Genomic DNA, 17,677 nt, shown 5'->3' on the forward strand with positions numbered 1-17,677 from the left:
ATGAGTTTCCTATAAAAATACGTACTCAACTTACTTTACCACAATAATATCGTTAATATTTGTAGTGTATTTAGGAGATAAACGTTCTTGACGCATTTTCCACGTGCGTTTTAAATCTTGATTAGCAATTTTAATCTTTTGCGTTTTAAATTTGGCATTAAGCGTATCGATAGAGCGCATTAAGTGTTGGTGTTTAGGATGCTCGTTCTCGAAAATATTTAACTGAAAATTATCGGTAGGCACCAATCCTGTAACTATAACACCTGCTTTTTTATATTTAATTCCTTCTTTAAAAATAGACATAACGGCTTTTACAGCACACTGACTTATTATAATAGACGAGTTTGTGGGATACGATAAATTAATACTTGTGCTTGCTCGGTGTTGCTGTAAATCTTTTTTGTGACGATCGCTACGTAGCATAACAATAATGACGTAACAACTAGAACCCTGTTTACGGAGTTTTTCGGCACAGCTGGTGGCAAACGTAGAAATACGTTCTTTAATGTTATCGGCATCAGAATAGGTGTACTCGAAACTTCGGGTAGTGGCTATAACCTTTTTGGTTTTGTGGTCTTCGTCTAACTGTAACGTTGGCAAACCTTCTAAATCGCGTTTTAAACGAGCTTCTACAACCGAAAAATGCTGTTTCACCCAAGCATCTGGAAGTTGAGTAAAATCGTAAGCTGTTTTACATCCTTTATCTTGTAAACGCTTGCTTAACCGCCTTCCTATACCCCAAACATCTTCAATTTTAATCCATTTTAAGGCCTTAATGCGTTTTTCGTCTGTATCTATTAAATAAACGCCTTGGGTTTGTTTTGGAAACTTCCTTGCTATTTTATTAGCGACTTTACTAAGCGCTTTAGTTGGTGCCACACCAACACAGGTTGGAATACCAGTCCATTTTAAAATTCGGGTGCGTATTTGAGTTCCGTAATTGGTGAAATTATAGTTTTCAAAACCTTTAAATTCTAAAAAAGCTTCATCAATACTGTACACCTCAACATCGGGCGTAAATTGTTTTAAAATAGACATAACCCGACTACTCATATCGCCATACAAAGCATAATTAGACGACAATACTTGAATGCCTTGCGCTTTACACATGTTTTCCCATTTAAAAATAGGAGCGCCCATGGGCAAGCCCAATGCTTTAGCCTCGTCGCTTCGTGATATAACACAACCATCGTTATTACTAAGTATCGCTATAGGCTTACCTTGTAAATTAGGGTTAAAAACGCGTTCACACGATGCATAAAAATTATTGCAATCTACTAATGCAAACATGAGTATCTATTGAATTTAAACTATTTTTGAATCATTGAAATATGCTTATTTCATATTCCAACTTTTTATAATACTAAAGCCGGTACGCTTATACGTTACCTTTGTTCCTTTAACACAAAAATTATAAGTAGCCTTTGCTTTTTGTTCTTTAAATGAAAGTAAAACAACATCTGAAACGTCGCAATTATAATCTTTTGAAACCTTGTCCTTTACATCTTCAATAGTTGCTCTCCCCTTTTTTAACTGATTCTGAATTTTTTGATTTAAAGCAGGCTCTTCAAAACCAGCATCTACACCACAATTGGAAGCCGTATTAGCCTCTGGTAAAGGCATCGCTTTTTTATTTGCCTTGGTAGTGGCAGAATCGGCATCAATATATTCCCAGGTAAAATCTGCTTTTAGCAGTACACGCCTACCATCGTCGGTTTTAACGATGTAATTATTTTGAGAAAAACTAATGCAGGTAACAAACAAGCAGGCAATAACAAATAAAATTTTCATGGGTACATAATAAAGGATGAATTCAAAAATACAAATTTATTCTTCTAAATATTCTAAATTATGAGTTGAAAACTACTAAGCGAGAGATAAATTATTGATTACCGAATTATAAGCTATTTTTAATTTTGCTACCACTGTTTTTATTTCCGTTTCATTTAATTGTCCAAAACCAAAACGTATCGCGCAGGTATTTTTATCTTGATATAAAATAGTTTTCGACAAAAATAAATCGTGTTTAATAGCTTCTTCAGCTAATTTAACCAAAGGAATTTGGGGCTCAAATTTTAACCATAACGCCAATCCGCCAGAAGGATTGTCCCAAGTAACCTTATTATTAAAAGTTTCTGTAAGGCAGGTGCTCAAAAAATCACGTCGTTGTTTATATACTAGAATATTCTTTTTAATTAATCTGTGAATTTCACCTTCGTGTATAAGTTCAGAAAGCATTTGTTCTTGTATTAAATCGCCTTGCCTGTCTAGTAATTGTAAATAATTTTTAGCTTCAGAAATTAAATTTTCTGGCGCAATTACAAATCCAGTTTGAAAACTCGGGAATAACGATTGCCCCAATTTCCCTAAATAAATAATCATACCATGGGCATCGGAGCTTGCCATAGGTAACATGGCCGTTCCATCGAATTGAAAATCGTAGTCGTAGTCGTCTTCTATAATGGCAAATTTATATTCCTTTGCCAGTTGCAATAACTGCAAACGACGCTCGGCACTAAGCGTTTTAGTTGTTGGATAATGCCTGTGCGCACAAACATATATGGCTCTAATACTGTTTTTTGTAAAATGTTCGCGAATGTAATCTATGTTTAAACCATCGTCGTCTACAGGAATGGTTTTTACTATCGCCCCGGTTTGTTGAAATATCATGTTAGCAGCATAGTTGCTTAAATGCCCCACCAAAACCACATCATGAGACTTTAACAACAACCTGGAAACAATGTACAAGCTCATTTCTGTGCTTCGGGTGCTTATTAAATTATTGGGAGTAATATGAAACCCTCGCGTAATATTTAAATAGTTACAAAGTTCTAACTCGAATGTTGAATAAGTCACCGTTCCTATTTGATTCCATTTTGAAACCAATAATTTACGTTTCATGGAAGCACTATACCATTTTGAAAATTGATGGGTTGGATGCAGTCTTAAATCGGGTTGGCCATCGTTAATAATAAAATTACTTTGAACCATTTCTTGTGTAGATGCTAGGTTAAATGAAGACAAAAAAGGAAATCCTGTAGTTTTAGCATAAATATTTGCTTGATGCACACCTTGTGAAGTCGCCTTAATTCCTGCTGTTTTTTGCTCTGGCACAATAACAAAGGTGCCTTTGTTAGGCACAATATCAACCCAACCTTGCGATGCTAATTCCTCGTAAATTGCTACGACTGTGTTTCTATTTATGCCTAATAAATTACTTAACGTTCGGCTGCCAGGTAGTGGTGTACCTTCGGTTAAATAACTGCGTTGTATCGCATTAATTATTTGTTGAGACACCTGAACATACACAGGCGTAACAACAGATTTATCTACAAAAATTAACTGTTTTAGAAGCTCGACAACCGGACTATTCATTATTTTAAAACTGGACTAGTTTGCTAGTCCAGAAAGTTACGAATTTTGCAGCGTTTTTAAATAGCATCAAATTAATTTTTTATGAACAGTAAATATTTCCCCGTTTTATTTTTGTTATTTCATTTTATTGGAAATTCTCAAAATCAACAAACTAAACAACAAGACACCACCGCCCTTGGTGAAGTGCTCATCAACTCGACACGCATCAATCTTCCGTTTAAAGAAAACTCAAGAACGATTGATATTATTACTTCCGAAGACATAAAAAACAGCGCTACTAATAATTTAGCCGATTTATTACAACAAGTTGCTGGTGTAGATATAAGACGCCGAGGAACTGCTGGTAGTCAAGCCGATTTATACATTCGTGGTGGTAGTTTCGACCAAACCTTACTACTTATTGATGGTATAAAAATGGACGACGCCCAAACAGGTCACCACACATTAAATGCCGCTTTACCCATTGAAGTTATAGAACGTGTTGAAATTATTAAAGGACCTGCAGCGCGTGTTTTTGGACAAAATGCTTTTACTGGGGCCATAAACATTGTCACTAAAAAAGACTTAAAAAATACCGTTTCTGCTAATTTAGAGACAGGTTCTTTCGGGCAATTAAATGGTTCTGTAACCGTTGGTACCGATTTAGAAAATTCGTCGCACATGGTACATATTGGTAAACTAACCTCTGCTGGGTATAGAAATAATTCAGATTACGAAAATTCTAATTATTTCATAAAGAGTGTTTTCAATAAAAACGCACAACCTATTGAAATGATTGCCACATTTTTAGATAGAAATTTTGGCGCCGAAAACTTCTACACCACAAACCCAACGTTTAATGAATATGAAGAGACACAAAATAGTTTAATAGCTTTTACTACCGAATTTAATAACACGAGCCTAAAAATAAAACCTCGTGTGTATTGGAAACGTAACCAAGATCTCTTTTTACTAAGACGAAACAACCCTAGTTTCTATAGAAACCTTCATATTACAGATAAAATGGGTGCCGAAGTTAATGCTTCATACACCTCAAGTGCTGGTATAACAGGATTTGGAATTGATGTTTCTAAAATTTATATACGAAGCAATAACTTAGGAAACAGAAACCGTTTTATGACAAACCTATTTTTAGAACATCGTTTTAAATTGTTAAACGATAAGTTAGATATAACACCAGGTATTGCCGTAACTTACTTTTCAGATTTTAAATTTCATGCATTTCCAGGAATTGATGTGGGTTACAAATTAACCGATAACTTTAAACTTTACGGAAATGCTGGTTATACCTACCGCATACCAACCTATACCGATTTGTATTACAGCGATCCAGCAACAGTTGGTAATGCTAATTTAAAACCAGAAGAAGCCCTTTCTGGTGAATTGGGAGGAAAATATTTATCGCAAAAATTTACAGGTTCGTTTGCTGTTTTTTATAGAGATGCCAGCAAATTAATTGATTATGTAAAAGATGTTGAAGCAGACCCCTTTATGGCAACAAATCTAAGAGATTTATATACCAAAGGGCTTGAAGTTAACACAGGTTATAACTTTAAAATTAATAACTTAAATCAAAATATATCATTGGGTTACACTTTTATTGAAGATGAAGTAGGCGATTTAAATCTCAACTTTTCTAGATACAGTATTAACTCGTTGAAGCATCATTTTACATCACGTTTAAGCTCACAATTGGTTAAAAATTTAAATTTTAATGTTATCTACAAACATGCCGAACGTACCTCTGGACTGTCTTACAATGTTTGGGATACTTCATTAATTTTAAACTTGAAACAGTTTGAGTTTACCGCAACGGCCAGCAATATTTTTAACGAAGACTATATTGAGCAGGGTATTATACCCATGCCACCAAGCAATATGCTTTTTGGTTTACGTTATAACTTTAACTAAAACATATAGCAGTTAACACCCAATATAGGGATACTTGTTTAAAAAAAGATTAGATTTTATAACAGCTAAAATCTAATCTTTTTTTGTTTTTGTAACAAACCAAAGTTTTTAACTACATATAACTGTAAGATTCAAACAAGAATCATCGTGTAACTATTTATGATGAATTTACTTTCAAAATAACATTGCCAAATAATAAAAAGGTTATATATTTCATAAATCATCAAACAACTAAATTATGACAGACTGGTTTTTTAATCTGGAACTTTTTTCTCAAATTTTTTGGGGCATTGCTTTAATAGCATCTATAATATTCATATTCATGATGCTACTAACTTTTATGGGAGGTGAAACCGATAGTTTAGAGACAGACGCCGAAATAGAATCGGATACCGGGATTGGTTTTCAATTTATCACCTTTAAAAATCTTATTGGTTTCTTTACCATTTTTGGATGGAGTGGTATTGCCTGTATAGACTCCGGTTTAAGTAAACCTCTAACCGTTGTTATTGCATTAATATGTGGTTTAATAATGATGAGCATTATGGCCGCTATGTTTTATTACATGCAAAAACTTAATAATAGTGGCACCCTAGTATTTAAAAATGCCATTAACGCCGTTGGCGAAGTGTATCTAACAATTGGTGCTAATAGATCTTCTATTGGAAAAGCCCATGTTAGAATTCAGGGAGCTTTAAGAGAACTGGAAGCTTTAACAGATTCTGAAACCGATTTAAAATCGGGTTCGGTTATAAAAGTAATAGCCGTTACCGAAAACGGTATTTTAATAGTAGAACCACTTAATAAATAACATATGCTACCAATTATTTTACAAGACGCTTTTAATTTTGGACTTCCTCTTGCTGTTATTGCAGCAATCATGTTCATATTTCTATTTTTAATTGTATTAATACGACGCTATAAGCGCTGTCCATCCGATAGGATTTTAGTGGTATACGGAAAAGTTGCCGGAGGCGAATCGGCTAAATGTATACACGGTGGTGCTGCTTTTATTTTTCCTGTAATTCAAGATTACGAGTTTCTAGACTTAACCCCTATGTCTATTGAAGTAAATTTAATAAGCGCGCTTAGTAGACAAAATATCCGTGTCAATGTTCCGTCGCGATTTACTATTGGTGTATCAACCGAGCCAGGAATTATGCAAAATGCTGCAGAGCGTTTGTTAGGTTTAGGTTTGCAAGATATTCAAGAATTAGCAAAAGAAATTATTTTCGGTCAGCTTCGTTTAGTGGTTGCTTCTATGGATATTGAAGAAATTAACAGCGACAGAGACAAGTTTTTAACCAATATTTCTCAAAGTGTAGAGTCTGAACTTAAAAAAGTAGGTTTAAAACTTATAAACGTAAACATTACAGATATTGTAGATGAGTCTGGCTACATTGAAGCATTAGGAAAAGAAGCCGCTGCTCATGCCATAAATGCTGCACGTAAATCGGTTGCCGAAAAAAATAGAGATGGTTCTATTGGAGAAGCTAACGCATTACAAGATGAAAGAACCCAGGTAGCAGCCGCAAATGCTCAGGCTGTAGAAGGTGAAAATACAGCAAAAATAGCCGTAGCTAATTCCGATTCGTTACGTCGCCAACGCGAAGCGGAAGCAGAACGTGTTGCCATAGCTGCAGAAAAAGTACAAAGTGCAAAAGCATTACAAGAATCGTATGCCGCAGAGCAAGAAGCCGAATCTGCCAGAGCAGAACGTGAGCGTTCGTCTCAAATGGCAGATGTTATTGTACCTGCTGAAATTGATAAAAAGAAGGTCGAAATTGATGCCGAAGCAAGAGCTGAAAATATTAGAAGAATTGCAAAAGGTGAAGCCGATGCTATTTTGTTTAAAGCACAAGCAGAAGCCCAAGGTTTGTATGAAGTATTAACAAAACAAGCTGCCGGTTTAGACCAAATTGTAAAAGCTGCTGGCAATAATTCTAAAGATGCCGTTTTACTTTTAATTGCCGATAAACTGCCAGAATTAGTGAAAACACAAGCAGAAGCTATTAAAAATATTAAAATTGATAAAGTTACTGTTTGGGAAAATGGTGGTGGAAAAAATGGTAAATCATCTACAGCCAACTTCCTTTCTGGAATGTATCAATCGGTGCCGCCTTTACAAGACATGTTTAATATGGCTGGTATGCAATTACCTGAATATTTAAAGGGGAAAAATGTGGAAGATGCTAACGATAAACCCATTGAAAATTCAGAAAATAACAACCCAAAAAACTAAAAATAATGAATCCGCTACCAAGCGGATTTTTTATTTTATTACCATTAAAAAACAGGTTTTTTAAATTAAAATGCCAAGTATTAAAACATTAATAAACACATATCAACCTTTAAAATACTGTTTTAAATTACATAACGTTTACTTAACTTTGTGCTACTAAACATTTAAGCTTTGTCGTTAAACTTACAAGATATTCCTCGCGTAAAAACTATTACAAAAGAGGACTTTTTAAACCGCTATTTTAAACCGCAAAAGCCTGTGGTTATTGAGCGTTTTATTGAAGATTGGCCTGCTTACACTAAGTGGAGTCTAGACTACATGAAAACCGTTGCAGGTGAAAAAATAGTGCCATTATACGATGACAGACCTGTAGATTACAAAGATGGTTTTAATGAGCCTCATGCCAAAATGAAAATGAGCGATTACATCGATTTACTTAAAAGTGAACCTACAAAATTCAGGATTTTTCTTTGGAATGTTTTAAAAGAAGTGCCTCAGTTGCAAAACGATTTTTCGTTTCCAGACTTTGGTCTTAGACTCATGAAAGGTTTACCAATGCTTTTTTTTGGCGGACGCGATTCGTATACCTTCATGCATTACGATATAGATTTAGCCAATATTTTTCACTTTCATTTTGAAGGAAAAAAAGAAATTATTTTATTCGACCAAAAACAGAATAAGTATTTATATAAAATTCCGCATGCGCTTATTACTCGAGAAGATATTGATTTTTCTAACCCCGATTTTAACAAATGGCCCATGCTTAAACATGCTAAAGGCTATAAAACCGAATTAAACCATGGCGAAGTTTTATACATGCCCGAAGGATATTGGCACTACATGCGCTATATAACCCCAGGTTTTTCAATGAGTTTACGAGCTATAGCCCGAAATCCTAAAAACTTTGGTAAGGCAATTTATAATTTAATTGTTATGCGAAATTTCGATAACTTAATGAGACGCGTTCAGGGACAAAAATGGATCGATTGGAAAAACAAGCAAGCTATTTTAAAAACAAATAAAGCATTATAATTAATAAACCTTTTTTTACAAAACTTATAATATATTTGCAACCTAAAATAAAAATAAACAAGATGAAAAAACTATTTTTTATTATTGCGATTTTAAGTGTGTCTTTAAGTTTTTCTCAAGCCTTTACTGGAAGTGGAGATAACAAATTTCAAGTTGGTGCCAACTTTCAAGATGGCGGAACAGGACTATTTGTAAGCTATGATTTTGGTATTGGAGAAAACATTTCTTTGGGACTTTCTTCAAACTATGTATTAGGTTTAGACAATAACATTGATGCTAATTTCGATCATCGTTTTGATCTAAGAGCTCGTTTTAACGCTAACTTAGGAAACGTTATTAATATTGATGAAAATTTTGATATTTATCCAGGTTTAAGTGTTGGTCTTAAAAACTTTGGAGGCCATTTAGGTGCTCGTTATTTCTTTACAGATGGATTTGGTATTTTCACCGAATTAAACACACCATTTGCTAAATATAAAACGGAAGATTTAACACCTCAAGAAGAACTACACAACCAGTTTTCATTAAATATAGGAGCTGTTTTTAATTTATAAAAATATTATAATTACAAAAAAGGGCGTTAAATTTAAATTTAACGCCCTTTTTTATTTTATTAATTCGTTGGCTTTATCATATACTAAATAAGACTCCCACCCGCGGTACAAAAAGTAATCTACAAATTTTTTCTTCTTCTTAAATACGTTTGTTTCTTTAATTAATTTTACTTTGTTTTCTGCCAGTTCATTGAAAACGCTATAATATTCTTCATCAGAAATACTTTCAATAGCTTTATTAATATTAAAAGCACTAATGCCTTTTTTCTTTAGTTCGAAAGTTATGCGAGATCTCCCCCACTTTTTAATTTTAAACTTTCCGCTAGCAAAAGCTTCAGCAAATCGGGCTTCATTTAAAAATTTATTTTCTATTAAATGAACCAATACAACATCTATAGCTTCAGGAATCATATGCATCTGTTGAAGTTTCTCTATCACTTCTTTATGACACCGCTCTTGATATGCACAGTAGTGCTCCAACTTTTTTATAGCATCATTTAAAGTGTAAGATTTTTTTTCGTTCATATATAGAATTTTTATGATAAATAAAATAAAAATTATTATTTTGCAAAGCTAAGTGTTAATTGCTATTTAAAAAATGAAAATTTCTCTCTCTCTATTACTTATTGGCTTGTTATATAATTTAAGTTTCTCCCAAACGACTCTAAATGAAGGCGATATTGCGATCACTGGAATTATTAGTGATAATCCGGAAGAATTTACATTTGTATTACTTAAAGATGTTACTACAGGCACTGAAATACATTTTACAGACTGTGGTTGGTTTGCAACGGGAGGGTTTAGAAATTACAACCCTTCGACCGGAAGAATTGGAGAAGGTACGATAACTTGGACGGCAACATCAGATTTAAATTGTGGTACAGAAGTACTCATTATCCAATCTGCTTCAGATTCTAATATTTTTACAGCATCAACAGGCACCGCCATAGAGACAGATAGTGGCTTTGGCATAAATGCAACGACAGGAGACCAGCTTTTTGCGTTTCAAGGAAGTGAAGATAACCCAACATTTTTATTTGCTGTGCATTTTGGAAACGGTGATGGCTGGAGTTTAACAGATGCTACCGTAGATGCCAACCACAGCGCCATACCAGCAGGATTAACCGATGGCGTTAACGCAATTAATTTAGGCAATTTTGATAATGGCAGTTATAACTGTGTTGTTACAAGTAATCAAACGTTAATTTTAAATGAGGTAGCAAATGTAAGTAATTGGAATTTAACGAATTCGAGACCTGCTTCTATTGGCGGTTGTACTTATACTTGTAATGCACCAAATACTTGCCCTGTTACAGTAACTTATAATGGCAGCTGGAGCGGGACTCCTAGTTTAAATACAGAAGTGATAATCGCTTCAAATTACGACACATCATTAGGAAGTTTTAAAGCTTGTAGTTTAACGGTTAATTCTGGTATTAGATTAACAGTTAATAACGCCAGTTTTGTTGAAGTACAAAACGATGTTATTGTTAATGGTGAGTTATTTGTAGAAACGCAAGGTAATTTTATTCAAAACAATAGCACGAGCAGTTTTACAGTAAATCCAGGAGGTGATTCTAGGTTAATTAAGCAAACAGCAACCAAACAAGCTTGGTATTATTACACTTATTGGAGCTCGCCTGTAGTAGGACAAACCATAGCCAGTGCGTTTCCCGATGTCGATGGCGACCGTCGTTTTTGGTATAATGCAGCTAATTATTTAGATACCAATGGCGATGATATTGACGACAATGGTGATGACTGGCAATATGCCTTGGGAGGCAGCACCATGTTACCTGGAGTAGGATATGCATGCACCTCAAGCAGATTAGGCATATACCCATCGCAAGATATTGCCACGTTTATTGGTCCGTTTAATACTGGTGATATATCAACAAACGTATATTACAATGCATCCAACACCACCGGAAGCTGGAATTTAATTGGCAATCCTTATCCGTCGTCTATCGACTTTACAGCATTTCATGCCGCAAATGCTTTGGCTGTAGAAGGCGCAGCCTATTTTTGGTCGCAATCTTCGCCGCCATCAAACTCGAACCCTGGCAATCAAAACCTAAATTTTAATCAAAATGATTATGCTACTTATACTGTAGGAAGTGGAGGTGCAGCTGGTCCTAGTGGCATTATACCAGATAAATACATCCCTTCTGCACAAAGTTTCTTTATATCGGGAAGAGCCAATGGCACTGTTACTTTTACTAACGCCATGAGAATGGGAGATGCAACTAGTAATAGTTTGTTTTATAAAAGCACGGGCACTAAAAAACCTGCGGAAACAATTGACAATAAAATTTGGGTTAACTTAACCACTAACAATGGCATTTTTAGCCAAATATTAGTTGCCTATGTAGATGGCGCTACTAATGGATATGATGGAGCTAGTTATGATGCTTTTAGAATTTCGAATCCAAATTTCCCCGCAAGAATTTATACTAAAATACCAAATTCTAGTCAGAAATTTGTAATTCAAGGTAAGGATAAAAATAGTTTAATAATGGATGAAACCATCGATTTAGGCTTTTCAACAAATATAAATACCAATATTTATAATATGTCGATTGCTAAGCTTCAAGGAGCATTCTTTGAAAGTAATGCAGTTTTATTAAAAGATAATCTGCTCAATATAACTCACAATTTATCTGAAAGCGATTATTCATTTACATCTGGAAAAGGAGAATTTAACCAGCGCTTCAAAATATTTTTTACAGACAAAACACTTTCTAATACTAACTTAAATTCAACAGAAACAGCATTAAAAATTATTGAATTAGACAACAATCGTGTTAAGTTTTTACATAATACCAAACCTATTAAACGTATTGATATTTATGACTTGTTTGGAAGAGTTTTACACAACTTCGAGTGTACAAAAACCAATGAAATTGTTGAAATTTCAAATTTAACAAACAGGCTGTATATCGCTAAAGTTGAATTAGCAGATGGCACAGTAATTACCAAAAAATCTCTAAAAAAATAACATTAGAGTAAACAGTATATTAGATTACAAGCTGTATTTTAAAGACATTATAATATTTCTACCAGCTGCAGCAATACCTGAAGAATAGGTTTTATAACGTTGATCTGTAATATTTTCGATGCTTGCAGATAAAGTAAAGGCGTTGTTAATTTGGTATTGGGTTCTTAAATTTAAAGTATACCAGGAAGGGCTGTATGGATTTCCGTTAGAATCTTGGGCATAGATATAATCTTTTTCAATTTCAGATGGTGCCAGTTGATAAAAGGATAATTCACCGTTATAATTTAAGAATGCATCTATTTTAAAACCATTATTTGTCCAAACCAGATGTGTGTTTCCAAAATTTGGTGCGGCATGTCGTATGGGCACTTCCACATCGTCTTCTACCTCGGTACCTCCAATAATGTTGTATTGCGAAATGAGTTTAAAATTTTTAGAGATATTATATTTTAAACCTACTTCAAACCCATAAATCCAAGCTTTCGATGCATTTTGTATCGCCTGTACCCGACTTAATTCGCCATCGTAAACAATTTGTTCTGCTCCATTTAAGGTGTAATATCTTCTGACCAGAGCATTATCTAAATAGGTGTAGTAGGTATTTAAATCTATAAGCAAATCTTCATTAAAATTAAGTTGCAGGCCCAAATCGCCTCCATAGGCATATTCAGGTTTTAATTGTTCGTTTGGAACCAAAACGGCACCAGGCTCAGAGTCGAAAACCTTTCCTATATCATCAATATTAGGCGCTCTAAAGGCTGTAGATGTATTCAATTTCCATTGAATGACATTATTGGGAGACCAACGCACTCCGGCGGTTCCAGTTAATGCACTTGAACGATTTTTAGACGTTTCAAAGGGTAAATTTAAATACACATTATTCTCTTTAAAACTGGCATTCGATAATACATGATTAAAACGTAAACCCGATTGAAATACAAATTTTTGGTTTGGCTTATATTTTACACTTGCATAAGCTGCTGCAGTTTGCCAACTGGCACCATTAGGATATCTTGATACTGTTGGTGTGATGGTGTTTACGAAAATATCTTCGGTATCTCCTGTAGATTTAACTTTATTAAAAACATACTCAGCTCCATAAGATAATTGGGTAAAATTGCTTAAAGCTTTTTCTAAATCAAAATTAAAAGAAAACGCGTCAACTGCCTCACTTCGAATATTTCTCGTATTCGATTGAAAATCTCTATCCATTCTACTTTCTTGAAAATTTTGATAGGCTAACGTGCTTTTTATTTTATCATATAAATTAGAACGACTACTCAATTTAGTTATTTGAAGATTAGACATAAACCATTTTTGCGGACCGTAATTCCACTCTGCCGAACGTAAATTGCCTTTTCTATATCGAATTAAACGGTCGTATCTGGAGAAGTCTGATGTTGTTGTGTAAAAGACTCCTAAATCAAAATTAAAATCGCTGTAAGGCTTATAACTCACCTTTTGCATCAGGTTTAATTGATTGTAACCTGTAGTTTTTTGAATTAAAGGATTATCATTTTTTATTACAACATCGGTGTTATTGGTAGTTAAAACAAATTCTGGTCTTAAATAATCGTCGGGACCATGACGCCCCATGCGTAAATCTCCAAAATCGGTGTAACTAACATTTGTAACTAAGGCCCATTTTTTGTAACCCAAATTAAAATCAAAATGCCCTGTTTTTTCGGCGTTAGCCGTAGCATGTCTTACAATGACATTTGATTTAAATAAAAGCGAATCGTTACTTGAAAATTGAGGTTTTTGGGTGTAAAAGCTCATCACACCACCTATGGCATCACTCCCATAAATAACAGAACCCGAACCTAAAGTTACTTCGGTGTTTTGTATTGAAAACGGATCGATAGAAATAACATTTTGCAAATTTCCGCCTCTAAAAATAGCGTTATTCATTCTTACACCATCTATAGTTATTAGTAATCGATTGGTTGAAAACCCTCTTATCATGGGGCTTCCACCACCTTGCTGACTCTTTTGCACATAAACATAACCCGTATTTTCTAGTACATCTGCACTTGTTTGAGAATTTGCAAACTGAATATTGGAAGCGTTTAAACTCACTATTTTTTGAGGTATATCTATTTTATTTTGTGCAAATTTTGATGCCGATATAACAATTTCATATAAATCTTCTGTATTTGATTCTAAGTAGACCTTATTTGTTTGTCCTAGTTTTAATTTTGTGGTTGTTTTTAAAACGTGCGAAAGATGTTTGAAAAAAATTAATTCTGTGTTTGAAAATTCAGATAACGAGGCCTCTCCCAAAAAATTAGTGACTACGCTTTTAGATTTATCGACATTATAAATGGCAACCCCAACAACAGGCTCGTTTGATTGTTTATTTAAAACTTTAATATTTTGAGAAAAACTAAAATTTGAAATACAGAATAACAATAAAACTGAGAAAATTATCTTCATTACTAGTTAAAAACTTGATTAAAAATAGATAATGATTTAGGTGTTTTAAAACTTCCTAAATGTAACTCAAAATAAAGCAACATCGTGTTTAAAAAAGTTTGTCGTTGTTTTGAGTTTATCTTTATTTCTGATAATGCATCAAATGTTGTGCCTAATAAGGTTTTTAACAAGGTTAAATTTTCTCCCGAGATACAGTATTTATCGTACGCATCCATGTCAAATCGGCCTTCTTTCAAATTAAAAAAAGGATAATCTATATCATTTGTATCGGGGTAGAAACCAAGATATTTTGTAAGATTCAATAAAAACAACAAATGAAAATTTGAATAATCATCTTGTGCATCAAGCCATAAAAGAGCCGTTTCTAAATAACTAAAAAGTTGTTCGTTTTGTTCTTCTTCCTGCAAGGAACTGGCTAATACTTCAGACAAAAACATAACTATAGAACCCTTTAAAACATTAGAATGTAAACTCGAATAAATGATGCTAAGCTTAGTCTCTTTTACCGTTTGTAACGATCTACTTTCTTTAAAATCTATAATTAATTGTAATTGTGAAAGCAACTGATAATAGGCTACTTTGGTGGTAGATTTGCTGTTTTTAAAAACACCTCGCAATATAAAACTTACAACACCTTTTTCATTGGTGTAACATTTAACAATTAAATCGTTATCCCTAAATTTTAATCTGGAAAGAACTATAGCATTGGTAGTAATTAGCATTATCTAACAACCATAATTTTTAAAACCTTTGTTTCGAATGAATCCAAATCTGAAAGCATTACTAAATACACCCCTGAAGCCACCACATTATTAGCCATATTTTTTCCGTTCCAATAAGCAGTTCCTCCATCTATTTCAAGATTATAACCACTGTATCGTTGGTTTGTTCTCGATTGTGCCTCGGCAACCAAATTGCCCTCAATATCTGTTATTTTAATATTGATGTTTTCTGAAATATTTTTAATTTTAATTTTGTCGTCTACAATATTAAATTTTGGCCTCACCGGATTTGGATATGCAAATACACTATCTAAGGTTTCTAAAGGACCAGAACCACCAGATTGAAAGGAAACTAAACCGCGTGTGGTTGCAATATAAACTGTACCGTTATTTTCATTTATAGAAATATCTCGAATACTGTTTGAAGGCAAAGGTGAATTATCTGTGGTAAAATGATAAATGGTTTTTTGCCCATCTGATGAGAAGTAAAACAAACCGGAATCTGTGGTGCCAATCCATTTATTGTTAGAACCATCTACTTTTATATCTGAAATATATTGCTGAAATAATAATTCTTTAGCAATTCCGTCTTCAGAAATAATAATTTCATCTACACTTAAATCATCATCAAATATATTTGAAGTATTATACAAAACCCTTAAACCCTTTACAGTTCCTATCCAAAGTTGATTTCGCTTGTCTAATGCCAAAGCAGAAACTGTAGTTGAGGGCATGTTTTGATCTTCACTAAAAACAGCTTTAATTACGGTGTTTCCATTACTTTCATTAAATCCAATAACTCCATAATCGTAGCCAGCAGCAACCCATTTTGTTTGATTGTTATCTATTACAATATCTGCAAATCCATTGTTATCAAACGCATCTGGAATAATAGCATCTAAAGTATACGATTTCCATTGTTTGTTAGAAGGATTAAAAGATTTCAATTGATTTACAATTAACCCAGAGGTAATCCACAATAGCCCATTACTATCGAAAGTTGATGCACCAACACGAACATCTATATAGTTAGGATTGTTTGGTAATACTAAAGATTCTAACCCGCTATTGGTTTGATTATATAGAAATGTGGGTATTTCATCGTTTATTTCTAACATACCGTTAAAAAACGAACTAATAAAGACTTGTTTATTATCTAACGGATTAATACTTATGTAATTTAAGCTTCTTGCCCCTAATACGTCTTCATAAGGGGTGTTTTGCCATGCATTATTTATTAAATGACTGATACCTCTTCTATGAGGGCCTCCACCTGTATATGGATTGTAAAACTCATCATATTCTCCAAAAGTAACCCATAGACCTCTGGCATCTGTTTGAATTCTAAATGGGGTATTTAAAAGTGGTCCATCAGGATGAATCTCTTCAAAAGTTATGGGGCTTAAAAGTGATGTTTTTAAAACACCAAAAATTTTAGTCCCAATATAAAGCTGTTCGTTTAAAATAGTTGAAGAGGTGTAATCGGTAACAAAATTGGGATCTTTATCGACTTTCGACACTAGATTAAAATTGGTATCGTAAACAAATACATTATTTTTTGTGGTAACAATTAAATTATCTGTAACCGATTTAACATCTAATGGGACGTCTGGGAATAAAAACAATTCGGTTAGTGTTTTATCGACTACTTTATAAATTCTTCTATTCGTTCTAATAGCATATAAATTATCATTTTGAGCTTCAATAGACAAAAAATTGCCAGTTGTTACCAACTCCCAATTATTAAAATCGACTAAATTAGTACTGCTTACAGGCGCTCTTCTAATTCCACTATTTGAAGTTGAAGCATAAATATAATCTTGATAAATTGTGGTTTGATTTATAACAAGTTGTGAGCCTGCATTTCCTATAAAATAAGTGTCTCCAAATTCTAATCGTTCTAAATTGAAAACAGAGATGCCGTAATTGGTCGATATGTAAATTAAATTTCCAAAGGCGTTAAAATGATTTATTCTTTTTTGCGTTGGAGGAATCGTTGGTTTGTCAATAATATCAACAATTGTTAAAACATTTGTATCGTTATCGAAAACTATTTCAATTAATCCATTTTCATATCCAACCACAAGAAGTTGATAAGTTTCACTGTAATAAATCGTTGAAATTGTTTCACCAGATAAACCATTAATTGTTGTAATCTGTTCAATTTCATTGGAATTTACATCTAAACTAAAAATAGCATTTTCTGATGCACCGTAAATTTTAGTGGTGCTTTGCGTCACTTTTTTTATGTTAAAAAAAGAAAAATGACCTTCCCATAACGCGGAATAATCTTGACCAAATTGCATTAAAGGCAACAGGCAAATAATAATTACAATTAGTTTTTTAAACATAGTTGCGTTTTAAATATTCAAATATATTTATAACTAACGAGTTTTTACTTCAAAAT

Annotated in this window: 13 protein-coding genes; 6 read left to right on the plus strand and 7 right to left on the minus strand. The window is 33.5% G+C overall.

Features of this window, described 5'->3' with window-relative positions:
* Positions 1 to 30: 30 nt before the first annotated feature.
* The 3 genes from AW14_RS02735 to AW14_RS02745 all read right to left on the minus strand — a co-directional run bounded on the left by AW14_RS02735 (position 31) and on the right by AW14_RS02745 (position 3,375).
* A complete protein-coding gene (locus AW14_RS02735) occupies positions 31 to 1,290 on the minus strand; it encodes a Y-family DNA polymerase (protein ID WP_044637420.1) in 1,260 nt (419 codons plus the stop codon).
* A 45-nt stretch (positions 1,291 to 1,335) separates the two neighbouring features.
* Complete coding sequence (locus AW14_RS02740) at positions 1,336 to 1,791, minus strand: DUF3157 family protein (protein ID WP_044637421.1); 456 nt, start codon at positions 1,789 to 1,791, stop codon at positions 1,336 to 1,338.
* Between the two features lie 75 nt (positions 1,792 to 1,866).
* Positions 1,867 to 3,375: an aminotransferase-like domain-containing protein gene (locus AW14_RS02745; RefSeq protein WP_179944499.1), complete on the minus strand. Its 1,509-nt coding sequence runs from the start codon at positions 3,373 to 3,375 to the stop codon at positions 1,867 to 1,869.
* Positions 3,376 to 3,456: 81 nt separating this feature from the next.
* Between AW14_RS02745 and AW14_RS02750 the strand changes: the two genes are divergently transcribed.
* The 5 genes from AW14_RS02750 to AW14_RS02770 all read left to right on the plus strand — a co-directional run bounded on the left by AW14_RS02750 (position 3,457) and on the right by AW14_RS02770 (position 9,114).
* Complete coding sequence (locus AW14_RS02750) at positions 3,457 to 5,286, plus strand: TonB-dependent receptor plug domain-containing protein (RefSeq protein WP_044637423.1); 1,830 nt, start codon at positions 3,457 to 3,459, stop codon at positions 5,284 to 5,286.
* A 238-nt stretch (positions 5,287 to 5,524) separates the two neighbouring features.
* Positions 5,525 to 6,097 (plus strand): hypothetical protein, encoded by a 573-nt coding sequence (locus AW14_RS02755; RefSeq protein WP_044637424.1) that lies wholly within the window; start codon positions 5,525 to 5,527, stop codon positions 6,095 to 6,097.
* Between the two features lie 3 nt (positions 6,098 to 6,100).
* Positions 6,101 to 7,528: a flotillin family protein gene (locus tag AW14_RS02760; protein ID WP_044637425.1), complete on the plus strand. Its 1,428-nt coding sequence runs from the start codon at positions 6,101 to 6,103 to the stop codon at positions 7,526 to 7,528.
* 171 nt (positions 7,529 to 7,699) lie between these two features.
* Positions 7,700 to 8,560 carry a cupin-like domain-containing protein gene (locus tag AW14_RS02765; RefSeq protein ID WP_044637426.1) on the plus strand — a complete coding sequence of 287 codons (861 nt, stop codon included), beginning with the start codon at positions 7,700 to 7,702 and terminating at the stop codon, positions 8,558 to 8,560.
* Positions 8,561 to 8,622: 62 nt separating this feature from the next.
* On the plus strand, positions 8,623 to 9,114 hold the full coding sequence (locus AW14_RS02770) for a DUF6646 family protein (protein WP_044637427.1): 492 nt from the start codon (positions 8,623 to 8,625) through the stop codon (positions 9,112 to 9,114).
* A gap of 51 nt (positions 9,115 to 9,165) precedes the next feature.
* On the opposite strand, the gene AW14_RS02775 is transcribed toward AW14_RS02770, so the two are convergent.
* Complete coding sequence (locus AW14_RS02775; protein WP_044637428.1) at positions 9,166 to 9,639, minus strand: regulatory protein RecX; 474 nt, start codon at positions 9,637 to 9,639, stop codon at positions 9,166 to 9,168.
* A 73-nt stretch (positions 9,640 to 9,712) separates the two neighbouring features.
* On the opposite strand from AW14_RS02775, the gene AW14_RS02780 reads away from it, so the two are divergent.
* Positions 9,713 to 12,112: a hypothetical protein gene (locus AW14_RS02780; protein ID WP_044637429.1), complete on the plus strand. Its 2,400-nt coding sequence runs from the start codon at positions 9,713 to 9,715 to the stop codon at positions 12,110 to 12,112.
* 24 nt (positions 12,113 to 12,136) lie between these two features.
* On the opposite strand, the gene AW14_RS02785 is transcribed toward AW14_RS02780, so the two are convergent.
* Genes AW14_RS02785 through porZ form a run of 3 tightly spaced genes read right to left on the minus strand, consistent with a single transcriptional unit; the run spans position 12,137 to position 17,621 of the window.
* A complete protein-coding gene (locus AW14_RS02785; RefSeq protein WP_044637430.1) occupies positions 12,137 to 14,548 on the minus strand; it encodes a TonB-dependent receptor plug domain-containing protein in 2,412 nt (803 codons plus the stop codon).
* Positions 14,549 to 14,550: 2 nt separating this feature from the next.
* Positions 14,551 to 15,270, minus strand: coding sequence for a DNA repair protein RecO (gene recO / locus AW14_RS02790; protein ID WP_044637431.1), 720 nt, complete (start codon positions 15,268 to 15,270; stop codon positions 14,551 to 14,553).
* Positions 15,270 to 17,621 (minus strand): type IX secretion system anionic LPS delivery protein PorZ, encoded by a 2,352-nt coding sequence (gene porZ / locus AW14_RS02795; protein ID WP_044637432.1) that lies wholly within the window; start codon positions 17,619 to 17,621, stop codon positions 15,270 to 15,272. Before porZ ends, recO begins: the two co-directional genes overlap by 1 nt.
* Positions 17,622 to 17,677 lie beyond the last annotated feature (56 nt).

It is taken from the genome of Siansivirga zeaxanthinifaciens CC-SAMT-1, from assembly GCF_000941055.1.
Classification (GTDB): domain Bacteria; phylum Bacteroidota; class Bacteroidia; order Flavobacteriales; family Flavobacteriaceae; genus Siansivirga; species Siansivirga zeaxanthinifaciens.